Source organism: Dactylosporangium cerinum (genome assembly GCF_042653625.1).
Taxonomy (GTDB): Bacteria; Actinomycetota; Actinomycetes; order Mycobacteriales; family Micromonosporaceae; genus Dactylosporangium; species Dactylosporangium cerinum.
The window spans coordinates 19,206-42,765 of record NZ_JBHSIU010000110.1; the positions used below are offsets into that span (position 1 = coordinate 19,206).

Consider the following 23,560-nt stretch of genomic DNA (forward strand, 5'->3'; position numbering starts at 1 on the left):
ATGACCTGTCGCCTGCGAGTGGCCGTCGCCGCCCTGCTCATCCTCGTCGCGGCGGTGGTGGCCGGGCCGGCGCACGCCGACGTCACCACGACCATCGTCAACAGCGACGCCGCCGGCAACCAGCTCAGCCGGTTCGACGTCGCCGGCAACTCGCTCGACGCGCACGACGGCTCGCTGATCCAGGTCGGCAACACGTTCTACCTGTACGGCACCAGCTACGCCTGCGGGTACGAGTACCAGCACAACTCGAACTTCTGCGGGTTCAAGGTGTACAGCTCGCCGGACCTGGTGCACTGGACCGACCGCGGGTACGTCGTGGCCCCGGATGCCTGCGGGTACTGCTTCCGGCCGCACGTCATCTACAACGCGGCGACCGCGCGGTACGTGCTGTGGGCCGACGGCGGCGGGCACTACCTCGTCTACACCAGCAGCACGCCGACCGGTCTGTTCACCCGGCAGCCGGACCCGAGCCTCGCGGTCGGCGGCGCCGTCGACGAGGCGCTGTACCTGGACGACGACGGCACCGCCTACGTCATCCACAACACCGTCTCCGTGCCCGCCGGCGACACCGCCGACATGGTCGTGGAGCGGCTCACCCCGGACTACCTCAACACCACCGGTGCGTACGTCCGGCTCGGGCTGGGCAACGTCGAGGGGTTCACCGTCTTCAAGCGCAACGGCGTCTACCACGCGTTGATGTCCGACCCGACCTGTGCGTACTGCTCGGGCGAGACCGGCGAGATGACGGCGACCTCGATGCTGGGCCCGTGGAACGGCCGGTGGTACGACCCGAACGGCTGGAACTTCAACGAGAACCAGCCGCAGCCGCGCTGGCGGTCCCGGATCGTCAACGCCACCAACTGCGGCGGCCAGCCGCTGGCCAGCCTGCCGATCGTGCACGCCGACGGCAGCACCGGGTACTACTTCGTCGCCGACCGCTGGAACAACCGGGCGCCCAACGAATCCCTGGCCAACCTCTACATCGGGCCGATGACGTTCGACGGTGCCGGCACGCTGCAGGACATCCAGTGCGTCAACTCGTTCGCCATCTCCCTGCCGGGCAGCGGCGGCGCCTACCTCAACCCGCCGGACCTCGACCAGCGCAGCGGCTTCGACGGGTTCCGGCACTACTGCGACATCGCCGGCAACGTGTGGCGGCAGCAGAGCTTCACGCCGTCGCGCACCGGCACGCTCACCGCGGCCTCGGTCACGAGCTTCCAGAGCGGCAAGCCCAACGCCCCGCTGCTCCTCGACGTGGTGGACGCGGCCGGCGGCGTGCTGCTGGGCCGGTCCACGTTCGCGGTGAACGCCGTGCCGTGGGCGCCGGCCGGCATCACCGCGCGACCCGGCATCACCGTCACCGCCGGGCACCAGTACCTGCTCCGGGCGCACTCCGCCACCACCAGCGGCTGCTACGGCTGGGAGTACAACGACGGGAACCCGTACGCGGGCGGCGTCGAGTCGTACAGCACCAGCGCCGGCGGCTCGTTCACCGCCGAGAACGGCCGGGACCTCAAGTTCTCCACCGAGGTCAGCGCCACCCCGGCGCTGGTGTCCGAGGAGCTGCCCGCGGGCTGGACCAGCTGCGCCGGTGAAGGGGCCACCTGCACCTTCACCGCAACGCGCCGGGTCGCCTACGGCGCGGGCGCCTACGCGTACAGGACGGGGGGCAGCACCGCGTGCGGCATCGCGGCGTTCGGCGGCGACCCGGCGGTGGGGGTGCTCAAGTCGTGCTACGTCGCCCCGCTGGGCGGACCGAGCGGCTGGACCCAGTGCGGGAGCGAGGGCGGCAACTGCGCGTTCAGCGGGTCGAACGTGGTGGCCTACGGCGCGAACGGCGCGTTCGTGCACCGGAAGCTCAGCGGCGGCACGGCCTGCAGCCTGGCGGCGTTCGGCGGGGTGGACCCGATCCCGGGCGTGGCCAAGGCGTGTTACCTGCCCCCGGCCGGCGCGCCCGCCGGTTACACCTCATGCGCCGGTGAGGGCGGCACGTGCACGGTCAGCGGCGGTCAGCGGGTGATCTACGGCGCCCGCGGCGCGTTCGGCACCCGGTGGAACACCGGCTCGATCGCCTGCGACAACGCGACGTTCGGCGACCCGATCGACGGGGTGGTGAAGGGCTGCTACGTGCGCAGCGGCGCGCCGGCCGGCTTCGGCACCGCGTGCTCCGGCGAGGGCGGCACGTGCTCGTTCGGCGGCTTCCGCACGGTGGCCTACGGTGCGGCCGGGCAGTACGCGTACCGCTCGTTCACCGGCGGCACGGCGTGCACCGCGGCGGCGTTCGGCGGTGACCCGGCGTTCGGCGTCGTGAAGTCCTGCTACCTGACCCCGTAGCGGGCACGGTGGTGCGGAGAAGGCCGGGACGCTGCGTCAGCGTCCCGGCCTTTCGCAGTTCGGCGTCAGGCGTGCAGCCGGGCCTCGGCGCGGTCCCAGTCTCCACGGGTCTCCGGCCGCGGCTGGAAGTGCCGCACCGGCAGGTGCCGGGTGAGCAGCCGGCGGAGGTCGTCCAGCTCGCCGTGCACCGCGCCGAGCGCCCTGGCCTGCACCAGCGCGTTGCCCAGCGCGGTGGCCTCGACCGGGCCGGCCGTCACGGGCAGGCCGCACGCGTCCGCGGTGAGCTGGCACAGCAGCTCGTTGCGGGCACCGCCACCGACGATGTGCACCACGTCGACCGCGGTGCCGGCGAGGTGCTGGGCCTGCCGGACGGCGCGGGCGTGGGCGACGGCGAGGCTGTCCATGATGCAGCGCACCGTCGCGGCGCGCGACGACGGCACCGGCTGGCCGGTCCGCCGGCACCATTCGTCGATCCGCGCCGGCATGTCGCCCGGCGACAGGAACACCGGGTCGTCCGGGTCCACCACGCTGCGCAGCGCCGGCTCGGCCGCGGCCTGGCCCAGCAGCGCCTCGAGGTCCACCGTGGAACCGTCGGCCTGCCAGCCGCGGATCGCCTCCTGCAGCAGCCACAGCCCCATCACGTTGCGCAGGTAGCGCACGGTGCCGTCGACGCCGGTCTCGTTGGTGAAGTTGGCCTGCCGGCTGGCGTCGGTGAGCACCGGCGCGGCCAGCTCCACGCCGACCAGTGACCAGGTGCCGCAGGAGATGTAGGCGAAGCGGTCGCCGTGCGCCGGGACCGCCACCACCGCCGACGCCGTGTCGTGCGAGCCGACCGCGATCACCGGCACCGGACCCGGCAGGCCGAGCTCGGCGCACACCGGCGCGGTCAGCGGGCCGATCCGGTCACCTGGCCGGCACAGCGGTGCGAACAGCCCCGGGTCCAGGCCGAGGTCCGCGATCAGGTCGGCGGACCATCGACCGGAACGGGCGTCGAGCAGTTGCGTGGTCGACGCGTTGGTGATCTCGGCGGTCTGCTCGCCGGTGAGCCAGTACGCCAGCAGGTCGGGCAGCAGCAGCATCCGCCGGGCCGCCTGCGCGGCCGGTGTGCCGACCGCGCTGACCAGCTGGAAGAGCGTGTTGAACGGCAGGTTCTGCAGCCCGGTGCCGGCATACAGCCGCGCCGCTCCGAGCTGGTCCAGGACGCGGTCCATCACGCCGTCGGTCCGGCTGTCGCGGTAGCAGACCGGGTTGCCGATCAGGGCGCCGGTCGCATCGAGCAGTCCGTAGTCGACGGCCCACGAGTCGATCCCCACGCCGTCGAGCCCCGTGCCGGTCCGGGCCGCGGTCCGCCCGGCCGCCCGGAGCCCGTCCAGGACGCCCTGGTAGAGACCCAGGACGTCCCAGTGCAGTGTCGCGCCGACCCGGATCGGCCGGTTGGCGAAGCGGTGCGCCTCGGTCAGCTCCAGCACGTCGGCGCCGACGCGGGCCAGCATCACCCGGCCGCTGGACGCACCGAGATCGACCGCGGCGACACTCGCCTGGTTCACGGTGCGACGACGACGAGGTCGATGTCGAGCAGTTCGGCGAGGCAGCGCAGGTCGGCCACCCGGTGCCCGGTGCCCAGCGCCCAGTGGTGCCCGACCCCGCTGGCGCTCCACCGGTCGGTCCACTCGCCGGGGTGGCAGCCGAAGTCGACGCGCGAGGTGGTGTTGCCGATCCGCATCAGCGGTCCGGTCACCACGGTCCCCTCGGAGGCGACGAAGACGTAGCGGCCGTCCCGGCGCTGGCCGACGCCGAACACCGTGACCGGGCCGGGCGCGACCGCGAACTCCACCGACACACCCCAGCCGCGTTTGCCGTGATAGACCCCCAGGCCGCGCAGCAGGGGCCGGCTGTCGCTGATCGCGAGGTGGCCGGGCCCGTCGTGACCCATCTCGACGACGCCGTCGCGGAAGTTGAGCGCCTGCAGCTCGGTGAAGCTGCCCCCGCCCCCGAGCCGGTCCATCATCAGCATCGCCAGGCTGGTGCGCAGCTCATACTCGCCCACCGCGGGGAGGCCCCGGGCGGTCAGCAGTGACGCGCCCAGGATCAGGCCGGCGCCGAGCCGCTCGTGCAGCTCGCCTTCCAGCCCCCGGTGGTAATAGGCCAGCGAGTCCAGCCCGAAGTCGGCGACCAGGGCGTCGAGTCCGCAGGCGACGGTCGCCGCCCACTGCAGGTCCTCGTCCACCACGCTGTCGGTGATCTCGAAGACCTGCCGGGCCTGCTCCAGTTTGTCGGCGACCTGCGCCGGCGTCACGGCGGCCACCCGGACCCGCAGGTCGTCGACCTCCAGCACCTCGATGTGCCCGCCGAACTGGGCGCTGACCATGGTCAGGTCGGTGGACACGTCGAGCATGCCGGGGTACAGGTGCCCCATCAGGCCATGGCGGGAATCGCGCAGCGAGCCTCGGACACCGGCGGCGCGCACCCACCGCAGGATCTTCTCCCAGGCCTGCTCGTCGGCGAGGTACCCCGACACCGAGCGGAACTCGATCCCCGACCGGTGCAGTGCGTTGGCCACCTCGGGCAGCGGGCACGCCCCGCAGTAGGCCAGCCAGGTGCCGGTGGTCATCGCCGGGTGGTCCATCGCCTCGGTCGGCTGCAGGTTGATGAACAGCACCGGCGCGCCGACCCGCTGCGCGATCGGCAGGACCATGCTGGCCGTCATGTACGTGGTCATGAAGATCACGACGACGTCGCAGCCGGCCACCCGCAGTTGTTCGCCGGCCCGCGCCGCCTCGGGCGCGTCGGAGATGAACCCGACGTCGGTCACATGGGCGCCGATGCCCGACAGGCGCCGGCTCACCACCCGGGCACTGTCCTGCAACTGCGGCAGCAGCTCCGGGAACTGGGGCCAGTAGGCGCCCAGCCCGCCGGCGACGAGGCCGACCCGCACCGGCCGGGCCGGCACCCTCTCGAGCAGGACGGATGGCGAATCGGTGGCGGTCATTGGCTACGCTCCTCGGCGGTCGGATCGGTTCAGCGCAGGAACGCGGCGGCGACGCCCGCGTCCACGGGGATGTGCAGGCCGGTGGTGTGCGCCAGCTCGCCGGCGGTGAGCACGAACACCGCGTTGGCGACGTGCTCGGGCAGCACCTCCCGCTTGAGGAGGGTGCGCTGGGCATAGTAGGCACCGAGCTCGGTCTCGGGAACTCCGTAGACGGCGGCCCGCTGGGCACCCCAGCCACCGGCGAAGATGCCGGAGCCGCGCACGACGCCGTCGGGATTGATGCCGTTGACCTTGATGCCGTGCTCGCCGAGTTCGGCCGCGAGCAGCCGGACCTGGTGCGCCTGGGCCGCCTTCGCGGCGCTGTAGGCGACGTTGTTCGGTCCGGCGAAGACGCTGTTCTTGCTGGCGATGTAGACGATGTCGCCGCCCATCCCCTGCTCGATCATCAGCCGGGCGCCGTGCTGGGCAACCAGGAACGAGCCCTTGGACATCACGTCGTGCTGCAGGTCCCAGTCGGCCTCGGTGGTCTCCAGCAGCGGTTTGGAGACCGACAGGCCGGCGTTGTTGACCACCAGGTCCACGCCGCCGAAGGCCAGCGCGGCCGCCCGGACCATCCCGCCGACCGCAGCCGGGTCGGTGACGTCGGCGGTCACCGCGACCGCGACGTCGGGCCCGCCGAGCTCGCTGGCCACCCGGTCGGCGGCGGTGGTGTCGCGGTCGGCGACGACCACGCAGGCGCCTTCGGCCGCCAGGCGGTGCGCGATGGCCCGGCCGATGCCCGACCCAGCGCCGGTGACCAGCGCGATCCGCGCCGCCAGCGGTTTGGGTTTGGGCAGCCGGGCCAGTTTCGCCTCCTCCAGCGCCCAGTACTCGATGCGGAACTTCTCGCTCTCGTCGATCGGCGCGTAGGACGACAGCGCCTCCGCGCCGCGCATCACGTTGATGGCGTTGACGTAGAACTCGCCGGCCACCCGGGCGGTCTGCTTGGTCGCGCCGAAGGTGAACATGCCGACGCCCGGCACCAGCACGACCGCCGGATCGGCACCGCGCATCGCCGGCGAATCGGCGTCGGCGTGCCGGTGGTAGTACCCGGCATAGTCCTTGCGGTACGCGGCGTGCAGCTCGCGCAGGCGGGCGACGGTGTCGGCCAGCGGCGCGGTCGGCGGCAGGTCCAGCACCATCGGGGCGACCTTGGTGCGCAGGAAGTGATCGGGGCACGAGGTGCCCAGCGCCGCCAGCCGCGGGTGCTCGCGGCGGGAGACGAAGTCCAGCACCTCGTCGCTGTCGGTGAAGTGCCCGACCTGCGGGCGGTCGGTCGAGGCCAGACCGCGCAGCACCGGCGCCAGCTGAGCGGCCCGTTCGCGGCGCTCGGCCGCGGGCAGCGGCTCGTAGCCGGGCAGCACCGGGCCGAACGGCTCGGGCCTGCCGTTGGCCCGGATGAACCGGTCGGCCGTCTCGATGATCTCCAGCGCGTGCGCCTCGCACTCGGCGCTGGTCTCGCCCCAGGCGGTGATGCCGTGCCCGCCGAGGATGACGCCGATCGCCTCCGGATGCGCGCGGCGGATCTCGGCGATGTCGAGCCCCAGCTGGAATCCGGGCCGCCGCCAGGGCACCCACCGCACCCGGTCGCCGAAGCACTCGGCCGTGCGGGCCGGCCCGTCGGCGGCGGTGGCGAACGCGATCCCGGCGTCGGGGTGCAGGTGGTCGACGTGCGCGGCGTCGACGAGACCGTGCATCGCGGTGTCGATCGACGGGGCGGCGCCACCCCTGCCGTGCAGGCAGTAGTCGAAGGCGGCGACCATCTCGTCCTCGCGCTCGACCCCCGGGTACACGTCGACCAGGGCCCGGACCCGGTCCAGGCGCAGCACGGCGAGGCCGGCCTCGGTCAGGGTGCCCAGGTCGCCGCCGGATCCCTTGACCCACAGCAGCTCGACATCCTTGCCGGTCACGGGGTCGACGTCGGTGCCCTTCGCCGAGGTGTTGCCGCCGGCGAAGTTGGTGTTGCGCGGGTCGGCGCCCAGCCGGTTGGAGCGGGCGACGAGCTCGGCGGGGGAGTTGCTCATCAGGTCAGGCTCCCCATCCGGCCTGCTGGCCACCGACACGGTCGGATTCGATCTTCTGCTGGTAGCCGGACCGGTGGTAGGCCGCGATCGGATCCGGGTCCAGACCTTGCTCGACCCGCATCTGTGCGAGCAACGGCCGCACATCGCCGGAGAACGCGTCCATCAGCACCGCGTGCGCGCCGAGCACGTCGCCGGACTGCTGCGCGGCGGCCAGTGCGTCGGCGTCGACCAGCAGCGCCTTGGCGACCGCCTCCTGCACGTTGAGCACCGAACGGATCAGCGCCGGCACCTTCGCCTCGAGGTTGTGGCACTGGTCGAGCATGAAGGCCACCTCGGCCTCGGGGCGGATCGCGTCGGCGCGCACCAGTTCGTGGGCGATCCTGAACAGCTGGAAGGGATCGGCGGCGCCGACCATGAGATCGTCGTCGGCGTAGTTGCGGCTGTTGAAGTGGAACCCGCCGAGCTTGCCGAACCGCAGCAGCACGCTGACCAGGAACTCGATGTTGGTGCCCGGCGCGTGGTGGCCGGTGTCGACCAGGACCTGCGCCTTGTCGCCCAGCGCCACGCAGTGCGCGTAGGAGGTGCCCCAGTCCGGCAGGTCCATCGAGTAGAAGTGCGGCTCGAACAGCTTGTACTCCACCAGCATCCGCTGGCCGTCGCCGAGGCGGTCGTAGACCTCGCTCAGGGCGTTGGCCAGCCGGTCCTGCCGGGCCGCGATCGAGTCCTGGCCGGCGTAGTTGGTGCCGTCGGCCAGCCACACCGACAGGATCGTCGAGCCGGTGGCGTCCATGATGTCGACGCACTCCAGCAGGTGGTCGATCGCCTTGCGGCGGACCCCGGCGTCGGGATGGCAGACGCTGCCCAGCTTGTAGTCGTTGTCCTGGAAGACGTTGGGGTTGATGGCGCCGATCGCGATGCCCTCGGCGGCGGCGAACCGGGCGAGGTCGGCATAGTCGTCGACGGCGTCCCACGGGATGTGCAACGCGACGCTGGGCGCGGCCCCGGTGAGCCGGTGCACCATCGCGGCGTCCGCCACCTTCTCGTAGGCGTCGCGGGGCACGCCGGACTGGGCGAACACCTTGAATCTCGTTCCGGAGTTGCCGTACGCCCACGAGGGCGTCTCGATGCGCATGGCCGCGACGGCGGCGATAACAGCGGCGTGGTCGGTCATCAATCTCTCCTGTAGTGCGCCGAAGGGCTCGAGAGGGCCCGGCGGGCGGGTGCGGGGCTGGCGCCCGCCCGCCGGGCCCGCCGGGTTACTTGACCGTGTCGGCGTTTTCCTTGGTGATCAGGGCAACCGGGTTGAAGACCTCACGCTCGGCCGGGTTGCTGAAGGTGATCGCCTGCTTCTTGATGGCCTGCTCGGCCAGCTTGACGGTCAGCTCGCCCATCGCCTTGGGGTCCTGTGCCACGGTCGCGGCCAGGCCGCCGGCCTTGATGGCGGTGATCGCCTCCGGGTCGGCGTTGAAGCCGACGGCGACGATGTCGGTGACCGGGTTCTTGCCGGCGTCCTTGATCGCGTTGGCCGCGGCGACACCCATCGGGTCGTTGCACGAGAACACGCCGGCCACGTCAGGGTTCTTGGCGAGGATGTCCTTCATGACCTTGTAGCCCTCTTCGGCCTTGGAGTTGCCGGAGAGCTCGGCGACGACCTTGAAGCCGGCCTTCTCGATGGCCTCCTTGAAGCCGGCGTTGCGCCGGGCGGCGTAGACCGCGGACGGCTCACAGGTGATCGAGGCGACGTTCTTGCTGGTCTTGTTGTTGGCGGCGATCTGCTTGACCATGTAGTCGGCGGCGAGCTTGCCACCGCCGGCGTTGTCGGAGATGACGATCGCGTCGTAGGGCGCGCCGCCACCGCCGATGTCGTCGACGATGACCGGCACGCCCTTGGCCTTCGCCTTGGCGATGATCGGTCCGAGCGCGCTCGGCTTGAACGGGCTGATGATCAGCACGTCCACGCCCTGGTCGATCAGCGCCTGGGCGCCGGTGACCATCTCGTTCTCGTCGCTCTTCTCGTCGTGGAGCTTGAACTCCCAGCCCTTGGCCGTGGCGGCGGCGCGGGTGCCGGCCTCCATCTTCTGGAAGAACTCGTACTGCATGTCGTAGACCGAGAACCCGACGACGACCTTGTCGTCCTTGGCGGGGGTCGAGTCGGTCGCGTTGGAGTCCGAACAGCCTGCCAGGGCTGGTACGGCCAGCACGCCGGCGAGGGCGAGCGGGAGGAGACCCTTCTTGAGCATCTCGGAGTTCCTTTCGAGTGTCGAACCGGGGGTGTGATTTGAACGTTTCAACTCGAACCGAACAATGGAGCAGCGGCCACTGGCGCCGATCCTCAGGCGCCGTCCACGTGTGACGGCCGTCGAACCAGACCCGCCAGCGCCCGCCGGAACGATCCCGGCGCCGCGAAGCGGGTCCGCAGCCCGTCGATGGTCAGGGCGACGATCAGCACACAGCCCAGCACGATGCGCTGGTATGCCGACGGGACACCCTGGCTGACGAGCATGTCGTTGAGAACGCTGACCAACAGCACCGCCGAGAAGGTCCCGATCAACGTCCCCTTGCCACCCTTGAGGCTGGTGCCGCCGAGCACGACCGCGGCGATCACCTTCAGCTCGAATCCGTCCTGCGCGGAGCCGTCGGCGGTCCACACCCGGGTGATGTAGGTCAGCGCGGCGATCCCGACGCTCACCCCCACCAGGGCGAAGACGAAGATCCTGATCCGGGTCTCGGAGATGCCGCAGAACCGGGCCGCGGCGGGCGACGAACCGTAGGACAGGATCCGCCGGCCGGTCGCGGTGCGGCGCAACAGCAACCAGGCGGCGCCGTACACGACGAGCATGATGACGAACGGCAGCGGCAGGCCCGCCACGTTCAATCCGCCGATCTTGACGAACGGCGAACCGATCTGGTCATACGGCAGCGTCCTGGGCCCGTCCTGCGTCAGGATGTACGCCACGCCCCGGAAGACGAACAGCGTCCCGAGGGTGGCCACGAACGGTGGCACCCGCAGCCCGGTGATCAGACCGGCGTTGACCAGGCCGCAGGCCAGGCCCGTCGCCACCGCGGCGGCCACCGCCAGCGCCGTGCCGCCGGCCGAATAGCCGATCAGGGTCACCACGCTGACCAGGGCCAACTGCCCGCCGACCGAGAGGTCGAACGCGCCGCTGGCGATGGCGAAGGTCATGCCGGCCGCCACGATCCCCAGGTAGGCGCTCTCCCGCAGCACCGACTGCAGGTTGGAGAACTCGAGGAAGTCCGGAGCGACGAGCGGGCTCACTGCCAGCAGCAGCGCCAGGATCGCGGTGATTCCCCAGGTGTCCCACAGTTTGCCCAGTGCCGGCCGACCGGCACGGTCCGCGCGGGAGGCCGGGACGCTCCGGACCGGATCGGGCGTCTGCGTGCCGGTGCTCATACGGCAGCCTCCTTCACGGCAGCGGGTACGGTGGCCGGGCCGGCGGTGACCCGCCGGCGCAGCCCGAGCAGGGCGAGCGCGGCGATGAGCAGCAGCCCGACACTGATGCGCTGGTAGGCCGGCGGCGTGTTGAGCAGGTTGAGCCCGTTGCGGATGGTCTCGATGAGCACCGCGGCCAGCACGGTGCCCAGGACCGAGGCGCGACCGCCGAGCAGCGCCGTGCCGCCGAGCACCACCACGGTGATCGCGTCCAGTTCGAAGCCCAGGCCCAGCTGCCCGTTGCCCTTCTGCAGCTGGCTGGCGATCAGCAGGCCCCAGAACCCGCCGGCGATGCCGACCAGCACGTAGATCGCGATCCTGATCCGGTCGACCGGCAGGCCGGAGACCCGGGCCGCCTCGCGGTTGGAGCCCACTGCGCAGACCCAGCGGCCGAACCTCGTCCGGTTGATGCTCCACCAGGCCAGGGCGGTGGCCAGCACGGCCAGCAGGATCGGCATGGGCACTCCCAGGGGCCGGCCGCCGACCAGGTACTTCAAGGCCGGCGAGCTGACGATCTGGTCGTGGCCATCGGTGTACGCCAGCGACAGCCCCCGCACGATGACCAGGGTGGCCAGGGTGGCGATGAACGGGGTCACGCCGAGCTTGGTGACCACCAACCCGTTGACCAGGCCGATCAGCGCGCCGGCCAGCAACGCCAGCAGCATCGCCAGCAGCACCGGCACTCCGTCGATGATCGCCGAGCAGCAGACCACCGCGGCCAGCGAGACCGTCGAGCCGACCGACAGGTCGAACTCTCCCATCGCCAGGCAGAAGGTCATCGCCAGCCCCGGAACCGCCACGATGGCCGCGTTGACCAGGACGTTCTCGATGTTGCCACCGGACAGGAAGCTGTCGGTGCGCAGTGCCAGGAACAGCACGACCACCAGCAGCGGGACGGCCAGCGGGGCCTTGCGCAGCGCGGCGGACATCAGACGCCCGCCTGCGAGAAGATCCGACGCTCGGTGGTGGCGCACATGATGACGTTCTCCTCGGTCAGGTCGGCGCCGGTCAGGTGCCCGACCACCTGGCCACCGGCCAGCACGTAGACCCGATCACTGATCCCCAGCAGCTCGGGCAGATCACTGGAGATCATGAGCACGGCGGCCCCGTCGGCGGTCAGCTCGTTGATCAGCTGGTGGATCTCGAACTTGGCACCGATGTCGACGCCCCGGGTGGGCTCGTTGAGGATCAGCAGCCGGCCACCGGGCGCCAGCGCCCGGCCGAGCAGGACCTTCTGCTGGTTGCCGCCGGAGAGCTGGCCGATGAGCTGGTCCGGGCCGGTCGCGCGGATGGCCAGCCGGTTGCGGTAGTCGGCGAAGACGCCGGCCTGGGCCGCCGGTGACAGCAGCCGGGTGAGCGCGTGCCGCAGCCGGCCCAGCACCGAGATGGTGAGGTTGTCCCGCACCGACAGGTCGGGCAGCAGGCCCGCGGCCTTGCGATCCTCGTGCAGGAAGCCGATGCCGGCCGCCATCGCGTCCGCCGGGCTCCCGGGGCGGTACGGCGCGCCGTCGAAGGTCATGGTGCCGGCGGTGATCGGCAACGCGCCGAAGATGACCTGCGAGACCTCGGGCTGGCCGGCTCCCGCCACGCCGCCGATGCCGACGATCTCGCCGGCGCGCACGGTCAACGACACGTCACGCAACTGCCGCCCCGCGCTCACCCCGGCCAGGTCGAGCACCACCTCGTCGCGGGCGACCCCGGCCCGCGGCGCCGCCGCGGCGATGTCGCGGCCCACCATCAGCCGGACCAGTTCGTCCGGGTCGGTGTCGGCCAGCGCCGCGGTGCGCACGTGCCGGCCGTCGCGCAGCACCGTGACCCGGTCGGCGACGGCGAAGACCTCGTCCAGGCGGTGGCTGACATAGACGACGCTGCGTCCCTCGGAGCGCAGCCGCCGCACGACGTCCAGCAGCCGGGTGGCCTCGTCGGCGGACAGCGCCGCGGTCGGCTCGTCCATCACGATGATGCGCCCGTCCACCGACAGCGCCTTGGCGATCTCGACGAGCTGCTGCTCGGAAACGGTGAGGCTGTCCACGGTCGCCGCCGGGTCGATGTGCACGCCGAGGATGCCGAACAGCTCGGCCGAGCGGCGGTTGATCTCGGCGTAGCGGATGCCGCGGGAGAATCTGCCGTACGGCTCGCGGCCGGAGTAGACGTTCTCCGCCACCGTGAGGTCGGGATAGAGGTTGAACTCCTGGTAGATCACGGCGATGCCGGCGTGCAACGCGTCGGCGGGCCGGCGTGGACGGTAGGGCCGGCCGCCGAGCCTGACCTCGCCGGCACTGGGCTGGTGCAACCCCCCGAGCACTTTCAGCAGCGTGGACTTGCCCGCGCCGTTCTCGCCCACGAGCGCGTGCACCTCGCCGCCGCGCACGTCGAAGTGCACCCCGTCCAGGGCCCGGACCCCGGGAAACTCCACGGTCAACCGGTCGACGTGCAGCAACGGCGGATCTTCCGGTGACGTGTTGTCGGCTGTCATGTCCCCACCTCCCTCCACCGTGCCGGAGTCTTGAAGATCAAACTGAATCGTTTCGAGGTTTTGCGGCTCGAACGCTACGATCCCGTTGCAGGGCTGTCAATGGATCGTTTCGGAGACCGGGGTACGAGCTGGGTCGGGCCTTGGTGGCACAACCGTCGCCGGGGTTGACACGTTTCATCTCGTAACTAAGCTCAACGCTCCCAGCAGCATGAACCTCCGACCACCGCATCCGCACGCACTCGAGGAGCCATGGCGACCAGCAGCATCAAGGAGGTTGCGCGGCGCGCGGGCGTCTCCATCGGCACCGTGAGCAACGTGCTCAACCATCCCGACCTGGTCGCTGCCACCACTCGCCAGCGGGTGCTGAAGGCGATCGCCGAGCTCGGCTACGTCCGTAACGACTCGGCCCGGCAGTTGCGTGCCGGACGCAGCCGGACCATCGCCGTCGTCGCCCTCGACCTCGCCAACCCGTTCTTCACCGACGTGCTGCGCGGTGCCGAGGTCGCGGCCGAGGAGAGCGGGTTCAACATCATGACCTTCAACAGCGGGGAGAACGCCGCCCGCGAGCGCCGCCACCTCGACGTCCTGGAAGAGCAACGGGTGCTCGGCGTGCTCATCACTCCGCTGGACGACAGCGTCGACGCCCGGCTGGACCAGCTGATCGAACGCGGCATCCCGGTGGTGCTGGTCGACCGCGGCTCCGGCCGGCACAACCGCTGTTCAGTGGCCGTCGACGACGTGCTCGGCGGCCGCCTCGCCGGCGCCCACCTCGTCGAGCAGGGCCACGAACGGATCGCCTACGCCGGCGGCCCCTTCACGTTGGCGCAGGTCGCCGACCGGCACGCCGGCCTGCGCGAGGCTCTCACCGGCGATCAGCAGCTGCAGGTCATTGCGACCGCCAACCTCACCGTCGCCGCCGGCCGCCTTGCCGGCGCCCACCTCGCCGACCTGCCCGCCGAGACCCGGCCGACCGCGGTCTTCTGCGCCAACGACCTGGTGGCGCTCGGTGTGCTGCAGGAGATGACCATGCGCGGGGTGCGGGTGCCGCAGGATGTCGCAATCGTCGGCTACGACGACATCGACTTCGCCGCCGCCTCGGCGGTGCCGCTGTCCTCGATGCGCCAGCCCCGCGAGCAGCTCGGCCGGGCGGCCACCCAGCTGCTGCTGGAGGAGGCCAACGAGCCCGAGCAGCACCAGCACCGGCAGGTGGTGTTCCGGCCCGAGCTGGTCGTCCGCGAGTCGAGCACCCGAATCGGCGCACCGAGCGGGCAGGCGCGCCACTCGCGATCTCGGGGTTCCGTGGGCTGACCTGGAGCCTGCCGCGGCCGCTCTGCTTGTTCCGGATCACGTTCCCGGCGGGCAGGATGTCGGCATGCAACCCAGCGCGCATCCTGCCCCGTCCCGCCGTCCCGGGTACGGGCCGACCGTCGCCGCCGCGGTCGCGGGTGTGCTGATCGCCGTCGTCGTGCTGGTCGTCGGCATCGGGTCCTGGGTGGACGACTTCCCGGACCTGGAGACCCAGTTCCAGCCGGGAGAGACGGTGCCGGTGACCCTCGCCGCCGACCGGCCCTCGGTGATCTACGTCAGCCCGACCGAGGCCGCGTACGCCGACCGGTGCGCCGCCGAGCTGCCCGGTGGCACGGTCGCGATCACCGAGTCGAAGACCTTCACGTTCCTCAGCGGTGGCCGGGGTTGGGCGGCGCGCTACGAGCTGCTGGCCGACCGCGACGGGACCGCCCGGCTGACGTGTCCCCGGGCCGGGAGTGGCGTGCTCCTCGCCGTCGGGGAGCAGGCGGACAATCCGGCGCTGCTGAGGAAGCTGTCCGGCACGATCGGGTTTGCCTTGGTGCTGGGGCTGGCGGGGATCGTCACGGCCGTCGTGCTCGGCATGCGGACGGCCCGCCGCCGGCGCGAGCTTCGCACCTGACCTCAAGCCCCTGTGCATCGACGGCCGGGAGCTCAACCTGCGCGCCTCCGGAGCGGTCCTGCCGCTCATATGCCCATGCTACCGACCCGGCTCGTCGAGTGGCTGCCCGACCGTAACGGTGCGCTACCTGCCAAGAGTTGCCGGTCAGCCGTTGAGCAGCTGCCTGGCCATGACGATGCGCTGCACCTGGTTGGTGCCTTCGTAGATCTGGGTGATCTTGGCGTCGCGCATCATGCGCTCGAGTGGGAAGTCCTTCGTGTAGCCGTAGCCGCCCAGCAGCTGCACGGCGTCGGTGGTGATCTGCATCGCGGCGTCGGAGGCGAAGCACTTCGCGGCGGCGCCGAAGTAGGTGAGGTCCTTGTCGCCGCGCTCGGACTTGCCCGCGGCGGCGTAGGTGAGCTGGCGGGCGGCCTCGAGCTTCATGCCCATGTCGGCGAGCATGAACTGGATGCCCTGGAAGTCGGCGATCGCCTTGCCGAACTGCCGGCGCTCCTGCACGTAGCCGAGGGCGAAGTCCAGGGCGCCCTGGGCGATGCCGAGGGCCTGGGCGGCGATCGTCACCCGGGTGTGGTCCAGGGTCTGCATGGCGGTGCCGAAGCCGGTGCCCGGCTCGCCGATGATGCGGTCGGCCGGGATGCGGACGTTGTCGAGGTACACCTCGCAGGTGGGGGAGCCCTTGATGCCGAGCTTCTTCTCCGGTGCGCCGAAGCTGACGCCCTCGTCGGACCGCTCGACCACGAAGGCGGAGATGCCACGGGAGCGGGCGGACGGGTCGGTGACGGCGAACACGGTGTAGTACTCGCTGACCCCGGCGTTGGTGATCCAGCGCTTGACGCCGTTGAGGACCCAGGTGTCGCCGTCGAGGACGGCGCGGGTCTTCATGCCGGCCGCGTCGCTGCCCGCGTCGGGCTCGGACAGGCAGTAGGAGAACATGGCGTCGCCGGCGGCCACCGCGGGCAGGTACCGCTGCTTCAGCCCGGCGGAGGCGGCCAGCAGCAGCGGCATGGTGCCGAGCTTGTTGACGGCGGGGATCAGTGACGAGGACGCGCAGGCCCGGGCGACCTCCTCGATGACGATGGCGGTCGCGAGGGCGTCGGCGCCGGCGCCGCCGTACTCCTCGGGGATGTGCGGGGCGTGGAAGTCGGAGGCTCGCAGCGCGTCGTAGGAGGCCTGCGGGAACTCGCTCTTCTCGTCGGTTGCGGCGGCGTTCGGCGCGACCTTGCCGTCGCACACCGCACGCACCGCCTCACGGATCGCGAGATGCTCCTCAGGCAGCTGATAGACCTCGAACACCGACGCCCCCTCGATAAAAATGCCCTGAACCGCCGTTCAGGGGTGAGCATACCGGCGAGTAACCAAGGAGCCGAACGCGCGGTCGGCGCCGAGGGACTACTCTCGCCGGAGCAACGTCGGCAACACCCAGCCCTATACGCCACAAATGTCCAAAATAATGGCTTTTGTGGAAACGGGAAGAGCGGAGATACAGGCGTGACCATCGCGTACCCGAGCACCCCACCCGTAGCAGCCGCGCCCTCCGGCGCACCCCGCCCGCGGCTGACATTCCTCGGCACCGGCTATCTTGGCGCGACCTACGCCATCTGCTTCGCCGAGCTTGGCTACGAGGTGCTCGGCTTCGACGTCGACGAGGCGAAGATCGCCAAGCTGGCCGGCGGCGACGTGCCGATCCACGAGCCCGGCCTCGACGAGCTGCTCCGGAAGAACCTGTCGGCCGGCCGGCTGCGCTTCACCACCTCGTGGGAGGAGGTCGCCGAGTTCGGTGACGTCCACTTCATCTGTGTGGGCACCCCGCAGCGCCCCGACGGCATGGCCGCCGACCTCTCCCACGTCGAGAGCGCCGTCACCAACCTCGCGCCGCTGCTCAAGCGCAAGGCGCTGATCGCCGGCAAGTCGACCGTCCCGGTCGGCACCGCCGAGTGGATCGAGCAGCTGGTGCGCCGCCACACCCCCGCCGAGCTCGGCGTCGAGGTCGCGTGGAGCCCCGAGTTCCTGCAGGAGGGCGTCGCCGTCGAGGACGTGCTGCGCCCCAACCGGATCATCTTCGGCGTGAAGAGCGAGTGGGCCACCGGCATGCTCTACGCCGCCCACAAGGGCGTGTTCGACCTGGCGCTCACCGAGGACCGCGAGGTCCCCGTCGTGGTCACCGACTTCGCCACCGCCGAGCTGGTCAAGGTCGCCGCCAACGCCTTCCTCGCCACCAAGATCTCCTTCATCAACGCCATGGCCGAGGTCTGCGAGGCCGCCGGCGCAGATGTGACGCAGCTCGCCCGGTCGATCGGCTACGACGCCCGGATCGGCAACAAGTTCCTCCGTGCCGGCGTCGGCTTCGGCGGCGGCTGCCTGCCCAAGGACATCCGCGCGTTCCAGGCCCGCGCCCAGGAGCTCGGCGTCGGCGAGGCGCTGCGGTTCCTGCACGAGGTCGACCTGATCAACCAGCGCCGCCGGCAGAAGATCGTGCAGCTGTCCGCCGAGCTGCTCGGCCGCGGCTACGGCCCGGCCGGCCCGGACCTGGCCGGCACCCGGATCACCGTGCTCGGCGCCACCTTCAAGCCCAACTCCGACGACGTGCGCGACTCGCCGGCCCTGTCGGTGGTGCGCAAGCTGTCCCGCTCCGGCGCCGAGGTCACCGTCTACGACCCGGAGGGCATGGACAACGCCCGCAACGACGTCGACGACGTGATCTACGCCAAGACGCTCACCGACGCCGTCACCGGCGCGGACCTGGTCTGCGTGCTGACGGAGTGGGAGGAGTTCCGCAACACGGACCCCAACGCGCTCAACGAGCTCGTCGCGGCCCGGCGGGTCATCGACGGGCGAAACTGCCTCGACCAGAACGTCTGGGTCGCGGCGGGCTGGGAGTACCGCGGCATGGGAAAGCCGGTAGTCGCTTAAACGACGGAATCTCCCGAACGGGCGCTTCGCTTTCGCGACACGTCGAAACAAGGCATTCTTCCCAGTAGGGCGTGAACAGCCGGGGGTGGCCGCACGCGCGGCCACCCCCGGCTGCGGCCCGGGGGGAGGAGTCGCGTGGAGACGTATCCGTGCCCGGCGTGCGGTGGCCCGGCCAGTGAGGCCACCGGCTGCCGTGATTGCGGCCGCCCGCACGACCCCGACGCCGCCGCGCTCGCCCTGTTCCAGCGCACCGTCGCGTCGCTGGAGCAGAAGAAACGCGACCTGACCGACGACAGCCAGAAGCTGCGCCGCCAGCTCGCCCACGCCTCCGCGCAGCGCGACTCGCTGCGCCGCAAGGTCCGCCAGTCCATCGACCAGGAGCAGTCCGGACGCACCCGGCGCCCCCGGCTCGGTCGCGGGCCGAAGATCGAGAGCACCCCGCCCGCCGCGCGGCAGGGCCAGACGCCAGGAACACCGCAAGAGCAGCAGGTGTACTCGCCACGAGCGCCACAGGAGCAGGAACCGGCGCTGACGGGATCGGCGCCGGACCGCCGGCCGGTGATGGCGCCGCCACGGCGGACGGCGCAGCGGGCGCTGCCGCAGATGCGCCGGCCGCCGGGCGGATCCGGCCCGCACGGCCCGGTCGACGAGCCCGAGGCGACCACCTCCAGCATGCAGGCGTCGGTCCTCGCGCTCGGCGGCCTGCTCCTCGCCGGCGCGGCGATCGTGCTCACCACCGACGCGTTCGACTCGATCGGCACCGTCGGGCGGGTCGTGCTGCTCGCCCTCATCACCTCCGGTGCCCTCGCGCTGCCGTTGATGCTGGTCCGGCGCGGCCTCACCGCCACCGCGGAGACCGTGGCGTCGGTCGCGCTGCTGCTCGTCCTGCTCGACGGCTACGTCCTGCGCTCGGAGGGGCTGCTCGGCGTCGACCGGCTCGAGACCACGCTGTACATGGGCGTCGTCTGCGCCGCCACGGCCGGCATCGCGGCCGTGTACAGCATGCAGAGCCACCTCATCGCCTCGCGGTACGCGACCCTCATCGCCGTGCAGCCGGTCCTGCCGCTGATCGCCTACGACGTCATCCGCGGCCCGGCCGGCTGGTCCCTCGCCCTGTCCGGGGTCGCCCTCATCGACCTTGCGTTCGGCATCGCTCTCGGCCAGTCCGTCCGCCGCCGCTTCGAGCAGGACGAGCTGCGGCGTGAGCCCGACGCGGTCACCGGGCCGGACGGGCAGCAGCACCCGGCCGGCGCCGAGCCGACGCACACCCTGCAGACCGACCGGTTCGCCGACACCCTCATGCGGGACGCGGCCTGGGTGCTGTTCGCGATCACGTTCGGCGCGGCCCTGGTCTGCGCCGCCGGCGCCCTCGCCACCACCGAGGCCCTGGGCGAGACCGTCCGCGCCGCCGCGGTCACCCTGATCGCCGCCGCGATCGGTGTCGCCGGCTCGCTGAACTGGCGGCGCGGCGCCGTGCCCGACATCGCGACCGGCATCGCCACGGTCGCCGTCATCGCCGCGTTCGCCAGGGTGGGCGCCGTCGCGTTCCCCGGTTCCACCCTGGTGTTCCTCGCCCTCGCCGTGGCGCTCGCCGCGGTCGGCGTGCCGCTCCTGCCCGGCGACGCCCGCCGGGGTCCCCGCTACGCGGTCTCCGTCGCGACCGCCGCCACCACCCTGCAGCTGGTCGTCACGGTCCTGCCCGCGCTCGCCGCCCCGCTGAAGGCGGCGTGGCCGGTGTGGAACGCGGATCTCACGGCGTACCGCGCGGCCGTCGACACCGCCGTCGGGCCCGACGGCTGGCAGTCCGTCCTCGCGGTGCTGCTGCTGACCGCCGCGGGTGTCCTCATGCTCAGCGGGCGCACCGAGCCGGTCGACGTGCCGCTCGGCTCCGGTTCGTGGCCGGGCGCCCGTCTCGGCGCAGCGTTCGGTCGGCGGCCCGCCACCGACGAGCGGCGGCCCACCCCGCCGCCCGGCCTGTGGCCCGGCCCGCTGGGCGGCGCGCAGACCGGCCCGCACACCGGCGTCTGGGACGACCCCCGGCCGGAGTCGCCGCCCGTCAACCGGCCCGGCGGACCCCCCGCCGCGACCGGCACCCGGGACGGCGCCAACCGGTCCGGCGCGGTCGTCACCGTGCCGCCCCCGGAGCGGTTCCGGGCCGACGTCGCCGTCATCGGCGCCGCCCTGACGCTGCTCGTCGCGCCCGCCGCGTTCGGCCTGAGCTGGCTGACGATCCCCGCCCTCGCGATCGCCGGCGCGGTCATCGCCGGCGCGCTCGCGATGCGGGTCGTCGAGGCCCACACCGCCTGGGTCTGCCTCGGCGCGGCCCTGGTCCTCGGCCTCTACGCGGCCGCCGCCAGCCTCGCCCGGCCGTCCGCGACCGCCCTGACCCTGGTCGTCATCTCCGCGGCCGGCGCCGGCATCGCGCTGCTGCCACGACCGCACCGCACCGACGTGAACGGCGACTTCGTCACCCGCAGGGTGTCCGACGCCGCCGCCGGCGGGGCCCTGTTCGCGCTGCCCGGCGCCGCCGCGGCCGGTGCGGCGATCGTCTTCGGCGACCTGCCCGGCGGCGCGACCGTCGTGCTGGTGATGACCTTCCTCGCGCTCGCCGTGACCCTCGGGTACGCCGCCATCACCCAGGTCGCCCGGGGTGCGCAGAGCCCGCCGCTGCTGATCGGCGCGACCGCCGGCGCCGTCGCGGTCGCGATCGCCGTCCTGCGGTCCGGCGGCGCCACCACCATCGACCTGGTGATCGGCCTGCTGATGCTGATCGCCGCGCTGATGCTGTGGGTCGCGCCGCGGATGGACGACCGGCAGACGTTCGGCGCGGACATCACCGGCGCCGACGCCGCGGCCGCCGCCGTGACCATCGCCGGGATCGGCGCCGTGGCCAGGGCCGTGTCGCTCGCCTCCGACGGCATCGAGGTGGTGACCCTCGCGCTGCTGGTGTTCGCGGTCGCGGTCGCCGCCCGCAGCCTGCCCGACGAGTGGCGCCGCGGTCCGGTCGCCGGCGCCGCCACCGTCGGCGCCTGCACCGGTGTCTACGCGGGCACCATGTCCGTCATCGGCGCCGTCGGGGTGATCCGCGCCGCCGACCCGCCGTGGCGCGCGGTGCTCGACGAGCGCTGGCTGGTCAACGCGCAGCAGCTGGCCACGTACGGCTGGCAGGTCCCGATCGCGTTGCTGCTGCTCGCCGGGGCGGCCGCGATCGCGCTGCCGCAGCCCTACGGCGACGACACCGCCTCCGCGGCGGCTGCCCTCGCCGCCATCGGCGCGCCCGTCGGCCTCGGCCTCGGCTGGCAGACCCCGATGGTCGTCGGCTGGATCGCCGCCACCGGGATCGGCGCCTGGGCCGCGACCGCGAGAAGCTGGCGCGCAGCCTACACGCGGCTCGCCGCGGCCCTGATCGCCGGCATGTTCGCCGCCGGCGCGAGCCTGGTCCGGCCCGGCGCGACCGCCGGCACGCTGGTCGCGCTCGCCGTCAGCGGCGTGTGCGTGGCCGGCCTCGCCAGGTCCACCGCGATCCGCCGGGGCAACCCGCTGGACGGCCCGCTCACCTTCGTCGGCGGGTCGGGTGTCGCCGCCGCCCTGTTCGCGCTGGCCGGTGCCGCCGCCGCGGCCGCCGGTGGCCTGCACCCCGGCCAGGCCAGCACCGTCCTCGTCGCCGCGCTCGCGACCAGCGCCGTCGGCCTCGCCGCTGCCGCGACCGGCGCCCAGCAGGCGCCGGGCTACCTGCCCTACGTGACCGTCGGCGTCGCCGGCGGCGCGACCACCACGGCCGTCGTCGCGCTGGTCGTCCAGCGGGACGGCGCGGTCGTCTACGCCGCCGCCGCGGCCCTCCTCGGCGTCCTCGCGGAACTGCTGCGGGTCACCTGGCAGCGCAGCGTCGAGTGGGTCCCGTCCTCCGGATTCCGGCCCGACAACTCCAGTGCGCCGGCCGGTCGCTGGCGGCAGGTCCGGGCGCCCCGCGGATACACCCTCGGCGTCGCCGCGGCGGCCGGGGTACCCGCCCTCATCGTCGTGGTGTTCGTGGCGCCGGCGGTGTACGCGGCGCTCGCCGGGCCGTACAAATGGATCCAGAAACCGTGGACGGGCACCGCGCAGACCGCGTCGGACCTCGGCGACCTCGGCCGCTACGCGGGCAACGGCACCCACGTGCTCGCGGCCGCGCTGCTCACCATCGCCGGCGCGCTGATGGCGGTCGGTCTCGGCGGCTCCGGCCAGGCCGTGGCCAGCCGCGCCGTCGCGATCGTCGTGCCGAGCGGTGCGCTGACCCTGCTCATCGCCCCGGCCGCGCTGCACGCGTCGTGGCCGTGGCAGCCGACCGCGGCGCTGCTGGTCGCCACGATCGCCGGGCTCGGCCTGGCCCTGACGGTCCCGCCGGAGGCGGACAGCTCCGACGGCCGGATGCTCATCAACGCCCGCCGGCTGGTGTTCGTCATCGCCGTGCTGGCCGCCGGTGCCGGCGGCGCGGGCAGCCTCGCCACGAAGCAGCAGACCCTGACGTGGCTGGCCGGCTCGGTCGTCGTCGGCGCGGTCGCCGGCGTCTGGGGGCGCACGCCCAACGGCCGCATGCTCGGCTGGCACGTGGCCGGGTCGACCGCGCAGGGTTTCGCCCTGGCCGCCGGGCTCGCCGCCGGCCTGCCGCTGCGCCAGTGCGCGTTCCCGCTGCTGATCGTCGCGACCATGCTGCTCGTGCTCGGCGCCGCGCTGCCGCGGCTGCGGCCCAGCAACAGCATCAACCGGGAGGCGATGACGGTCGAGGCGGCCGGCTACGCCGGTGCGGTCGTCGCCGTCCTGCTCACCCTGGGCTCCGCCGCGCACACCGCGGCCGCCCTCACCGCCCTCGGCGCGGTCCTCGGCCTGTCCGCCGCCCGCAAGGGCCGCAGCGGCCAGCAGCGGGTCGTGCTCATCATCGCCGCCTCGGTCGCCGAGCTGATCGCGATCTGGCTGCTGCTCATCACCGTCAAGGTCGCCGTGATCGAGGCGTACACGCTGCCGTTCGCGGTCCTGGCGCTCATCACCGGCCTGCTGGAGATCCGGCGGCGCCCGGAGCTGGGCAGCTGGCTCGCGTACGGCCCGGCGCTGGTCGCCGGGTTCGCGCCGAGCCTCGCCCTCGCGGTCGCCAACGAGGACTCCCCGCAGCTGCGCCGCGTCCTGCTGATCCTCGGCGGGGTCATCACCGTCGCGATCGGCGCGGTCCGCCAGCAGAAGGCGCCGGTCGCGGTCGGCTCCGCGGTGACGATCATCGCCACCGTCAACGAGCTGCTGCGCATCGGCCTGCCCGTGTGGATGCTGCTGCTCCTCTTCGGCGGCACCGGCCTGCTGCTCATCGCTCTCGGTGCCACGTATGAGCAGCGTCAGCGCCTGGACCGCCTGCGTGGGGTGTATCGCGGCATGCGCTGAGGCC

At 72.4% G+C, this 23,560-nt stretch carries 14 protein-coding genes; 5 read left to right on the top strand and 9 right to left on the bottom strand.

Going from position 1 to position 23,560, the window contains the following annotated elements; genetic code table 11:
• Entirely contained in the window at positions 1–2,334 is a 2,334-nt protein-coding gene (locus tag ACFPIJ_RS54510) for a family 43 glycosylhydrolase (protein ID WP_380127476.1), read from the top strand.
• 65 nt (positions 2,335–2,399) lie between these two features.
• Here ACFPIJ_RS54510 and ACFPIJ_RS54515 read toward each other — a convergent pair whose 3' ends face one another.
• From ACFPIJ_RS54515 to ACFPIJ_RS54550, 8 genes are all read right to left on the bottom strand, one after another.
• Positions 2,400–3,881: a rhamnulokinase gene (locus ACFPIJ_RS54515; protein WP_380127477.1), complete on the bottom strand. Its 1,482-nt coding sequence runs from the start codon at positions 3,879–3,881 to the stop codon at positions 2,400–2,402.
• On the bottom strand, positions 3,878–5,323 hold the full coding sequence (locus ACFPIJ_RS54520; RefSeq protein ID WP_380127478.1) for an arabinose isomerase: 1,446 nt from the start codon (positions 5,321–5,323) through the stop codon (positions 3,878–3,880). Before ACFPIJ_RS54520 ends, ACFPIJ_RS54515 begins: the two co-directional genes overlap by 4 nt.
• A gap of 29 nt (positions 5,324–5,352) precedes the next feature.
• Positions 5,353–7,386, bottom strand: coding sequence for a bifunctional aldolase/short-chain dehydrogenase (locus tag ACFPIJ_RS54525; RefSeq protein ID WP_380127479.1), 2,034 nt, complete (start codon positions 7,384–7,386; stop codon positions 5,353–5,355).
• 4 nt (positions 7,387–7,390) lie between these two features.
• A complete protein-coding gene (gene rhaI, locus ACFPIJ_RS54530; RefSeq protein WP_380127480.1) occupies positions 7,391–8,557 on the bottom strand; it encodes an L-rhamnose isomerase in 1,167 nt (388 codons plus the stop codon).
• Between the two features lie 85 nt (positions 8,558–8,642).
• Positions 8,643–9,626, bottom strand: a complete 984-nt coding sequence (locus ACFPIJ_RS54535) for a substrate-binding domain-containing protein (protein ID WP_380127481.1) — start codon at positions 9,624–9,626, stop codon at positions 8,643–8,645.
• 92 nt (positions 9,627–9,718) lie between these two features.
• Positions 9,719–10,798 (bottom strand): ABC transporter permease, encoded by a 1,080-nt coding sequence (locus ACFPIJ_RS54540; RefSeq protein ID WP_380127482.1) that lies wholly within the window; start codon positions 10,796–10,798, stop codon positions 9,719–9,721.
• Positions 10,795–11,766 (bottom strand): ABC transporter permease, encoded by a 972-nt coding sequence (locus ACFPIJ_RS54545; RefSeq protein ID WP_380127483.1) that lies wholly within the window; start codon positions 11,764–11,766, stop codon positions 10,795–10,797. Before ACFPIJ_RS54545 ends, ACFPIJ_RS54540 begins: the two co-directional genes overlap by 4 nt.
• A complete protein-coding gene (locus ACFPIJ_RS54550; protein ID WP_380127484.1) occupies positions 11,766–13,313 on the bottom strand; it encodes a sugar ABC transporter ATP-binding protein in 1,548 nt (515 codons plus the stop codon). Before ACFPIJ_RS54550 ends, ACFPIJ_RS54545 begins: the two co-directional genes overlap by 1 nt.
• Positions 13,314–13,562: 249 nt before the next feature.
• Here ACFPIJ_RS54550 and ACFPIJ_RS54555 point away from each other — a divergent pair, with 249 nt between their 5' ends.
• Together ACFPIJ_RS54555 and ACFPIJ_RS54560 are read left to right on the top strand one after the other, a co-directional pair.
• A complete protein-coding gene (locus ACFPIJ_RS54555) occupies positions 13,563–14,621 on the top strand; it encodes a LacI family DNA-binding transcriptional regulator (protein WP_380127485.1) in 1,059 nt (352 codons plus the stop codon).
• 64 nt (positions 14,622–14,685) lie between these two features.
• Positions 14,686–15,240, top strand: coding sequence for a hypothetical protein (locus ACFPIJ_RS54560; protein WP_380127486.1), 555 nt, complete (start codon positions 14,686–14,688; stop codon positions 15,238–15,240).
• A 144-nt stretch (positions 15,241–15,384) separates the two neighbouring features.
• Here ACFPIJ_RS54560 and ACFPIJ_RS54565 read toward each other — a convergent pair whose 3' ends face one another.
• The gene (locus ACFPIJ_RS54565; RefSeq protein WP_380127692.1) at positions 15,385–16,548 is read right to left on the bottom strand and encodes an acyl-CoA dehydrogenase family protein; all 1,164 of its coding nucleotides are present in this window, start codon (positions 16,546–16,548) and stop codon (positions 15,385–15,387) included.
• A 180-nt stretch (positions 16,549–16,728) separates the two neighbouring features.
• Here ACFPIJ_RS54565 and ACFPIJ_RS54570 point away from each other — a divergent pair, with 180 nt between their 5' ends.
• Together ACFPIJ_RS54570 and ACFPIJ_RS54575 are read left to right on the top strand one after the other, a co-directional pair.
• Entirely contained in the window at positions 16,729–18,150 is a 1,422-nt protein-coding gene (locus tag ACFPIJ_RS54570; RefSeq protein WP_380127487.1) for a UDP-glucose dehydrogenase family protein, read from the top strand.
• Positions 18,151–18,285: 135 nt separating this feature from the next.
• The gene (locus ACFPIJ_RS54575; protein ID WP_380127488.1) at positions 18,286–23,556 is read left to right on the top strand and encodes an SCO7613 C-terminal domain-containing membrane protein; all 5,271 of its coding nucleotides are present in this window, start codon (positions 18,286–18,288) and stop codon (positions 23,554–23,556) included.
• Positions 23,557–23,560 lie beyond the last annotated feature (4 nt).

Excerpts from the sequence above, each read along its gene's own strand:
- ACFPIJ_RS54510 (WP_380127476.1), top strand. The coding sequence starts at position 1 with ATGACCTGTCGCCTGCGAGTGGCCGTCGCCGCCCTGCTCATCCTCGTC.
- ACFPIJ_RS54520 (WP_380127478.1), bottom strand. The coding sequence starts at position 5,323 with ATGACCGCCACCGATTCGCCATCCGTCCTGCTCGAGAGGGTGCCGGCC.
- ACFPIJ_RS54525 (WP_380127479.1), bottom strand. The coding sequence starts at position 7,386 with ATGAGCAACTCCCCCGCCGAGCTCGTCGCCCGCTCCAACCGGCTGGGC.
- rhaI (WP_380127480.1), bottom strand. The coding sequence starts at position 8,557 with ATGACCGACCACGCCGCTGTTATCGCCGCCGTCGCGGCCATGCGCATC.
- ACFPIJ_RS54535 (WP_380127481.1), bottom strand. The coding sequence starts at position 9,626 with ATGCTCAAGAAGGGTCTCCTCCCGCTCGCCCTCGCCGGCGTGCTGGCC.
- ACFPIJ_RS54540 (WP_380127482.1), bottom strand. The coding sequence starts at position 10,798 with ATGAGCACCGGCACGCAGACGCCCGATCCGGTCCGGAGCGTCCCGGCC.
- ACFPIJ_RS54545 (WP_380127483.1), bottom strand. The coding sequence starts at position 11,766 with ATGTCCGCCGCGCTGCGCAAGGCCCCGCTGGCCGTCCCGCTGCTGGTG.
- ACFPIJ_RS54550 (WP_380127484.1), bottom strand. The coding sequence starts at position 13,313 with ATGACAGCCGACAACACGTCACCGGAAGATCCGCCGTTGCTGCACGTC.
- ACFPIJ_RS54555 (WP_380127485.1), top strand. The coding sequence starts at position 13,563 with ATGGCGACCAGCAGCATCAAGGAGGTTGCGCGGCGCGCGGGCGTCTCC.
- ACFPIJ_RS54560 (WP_380127486.1), top strand. The coding sequence starts at position 14,686 with ATGCAACCCAGCGCGCATCCTGCCCCGTCCCGCCGTCCCGGGTACGGG.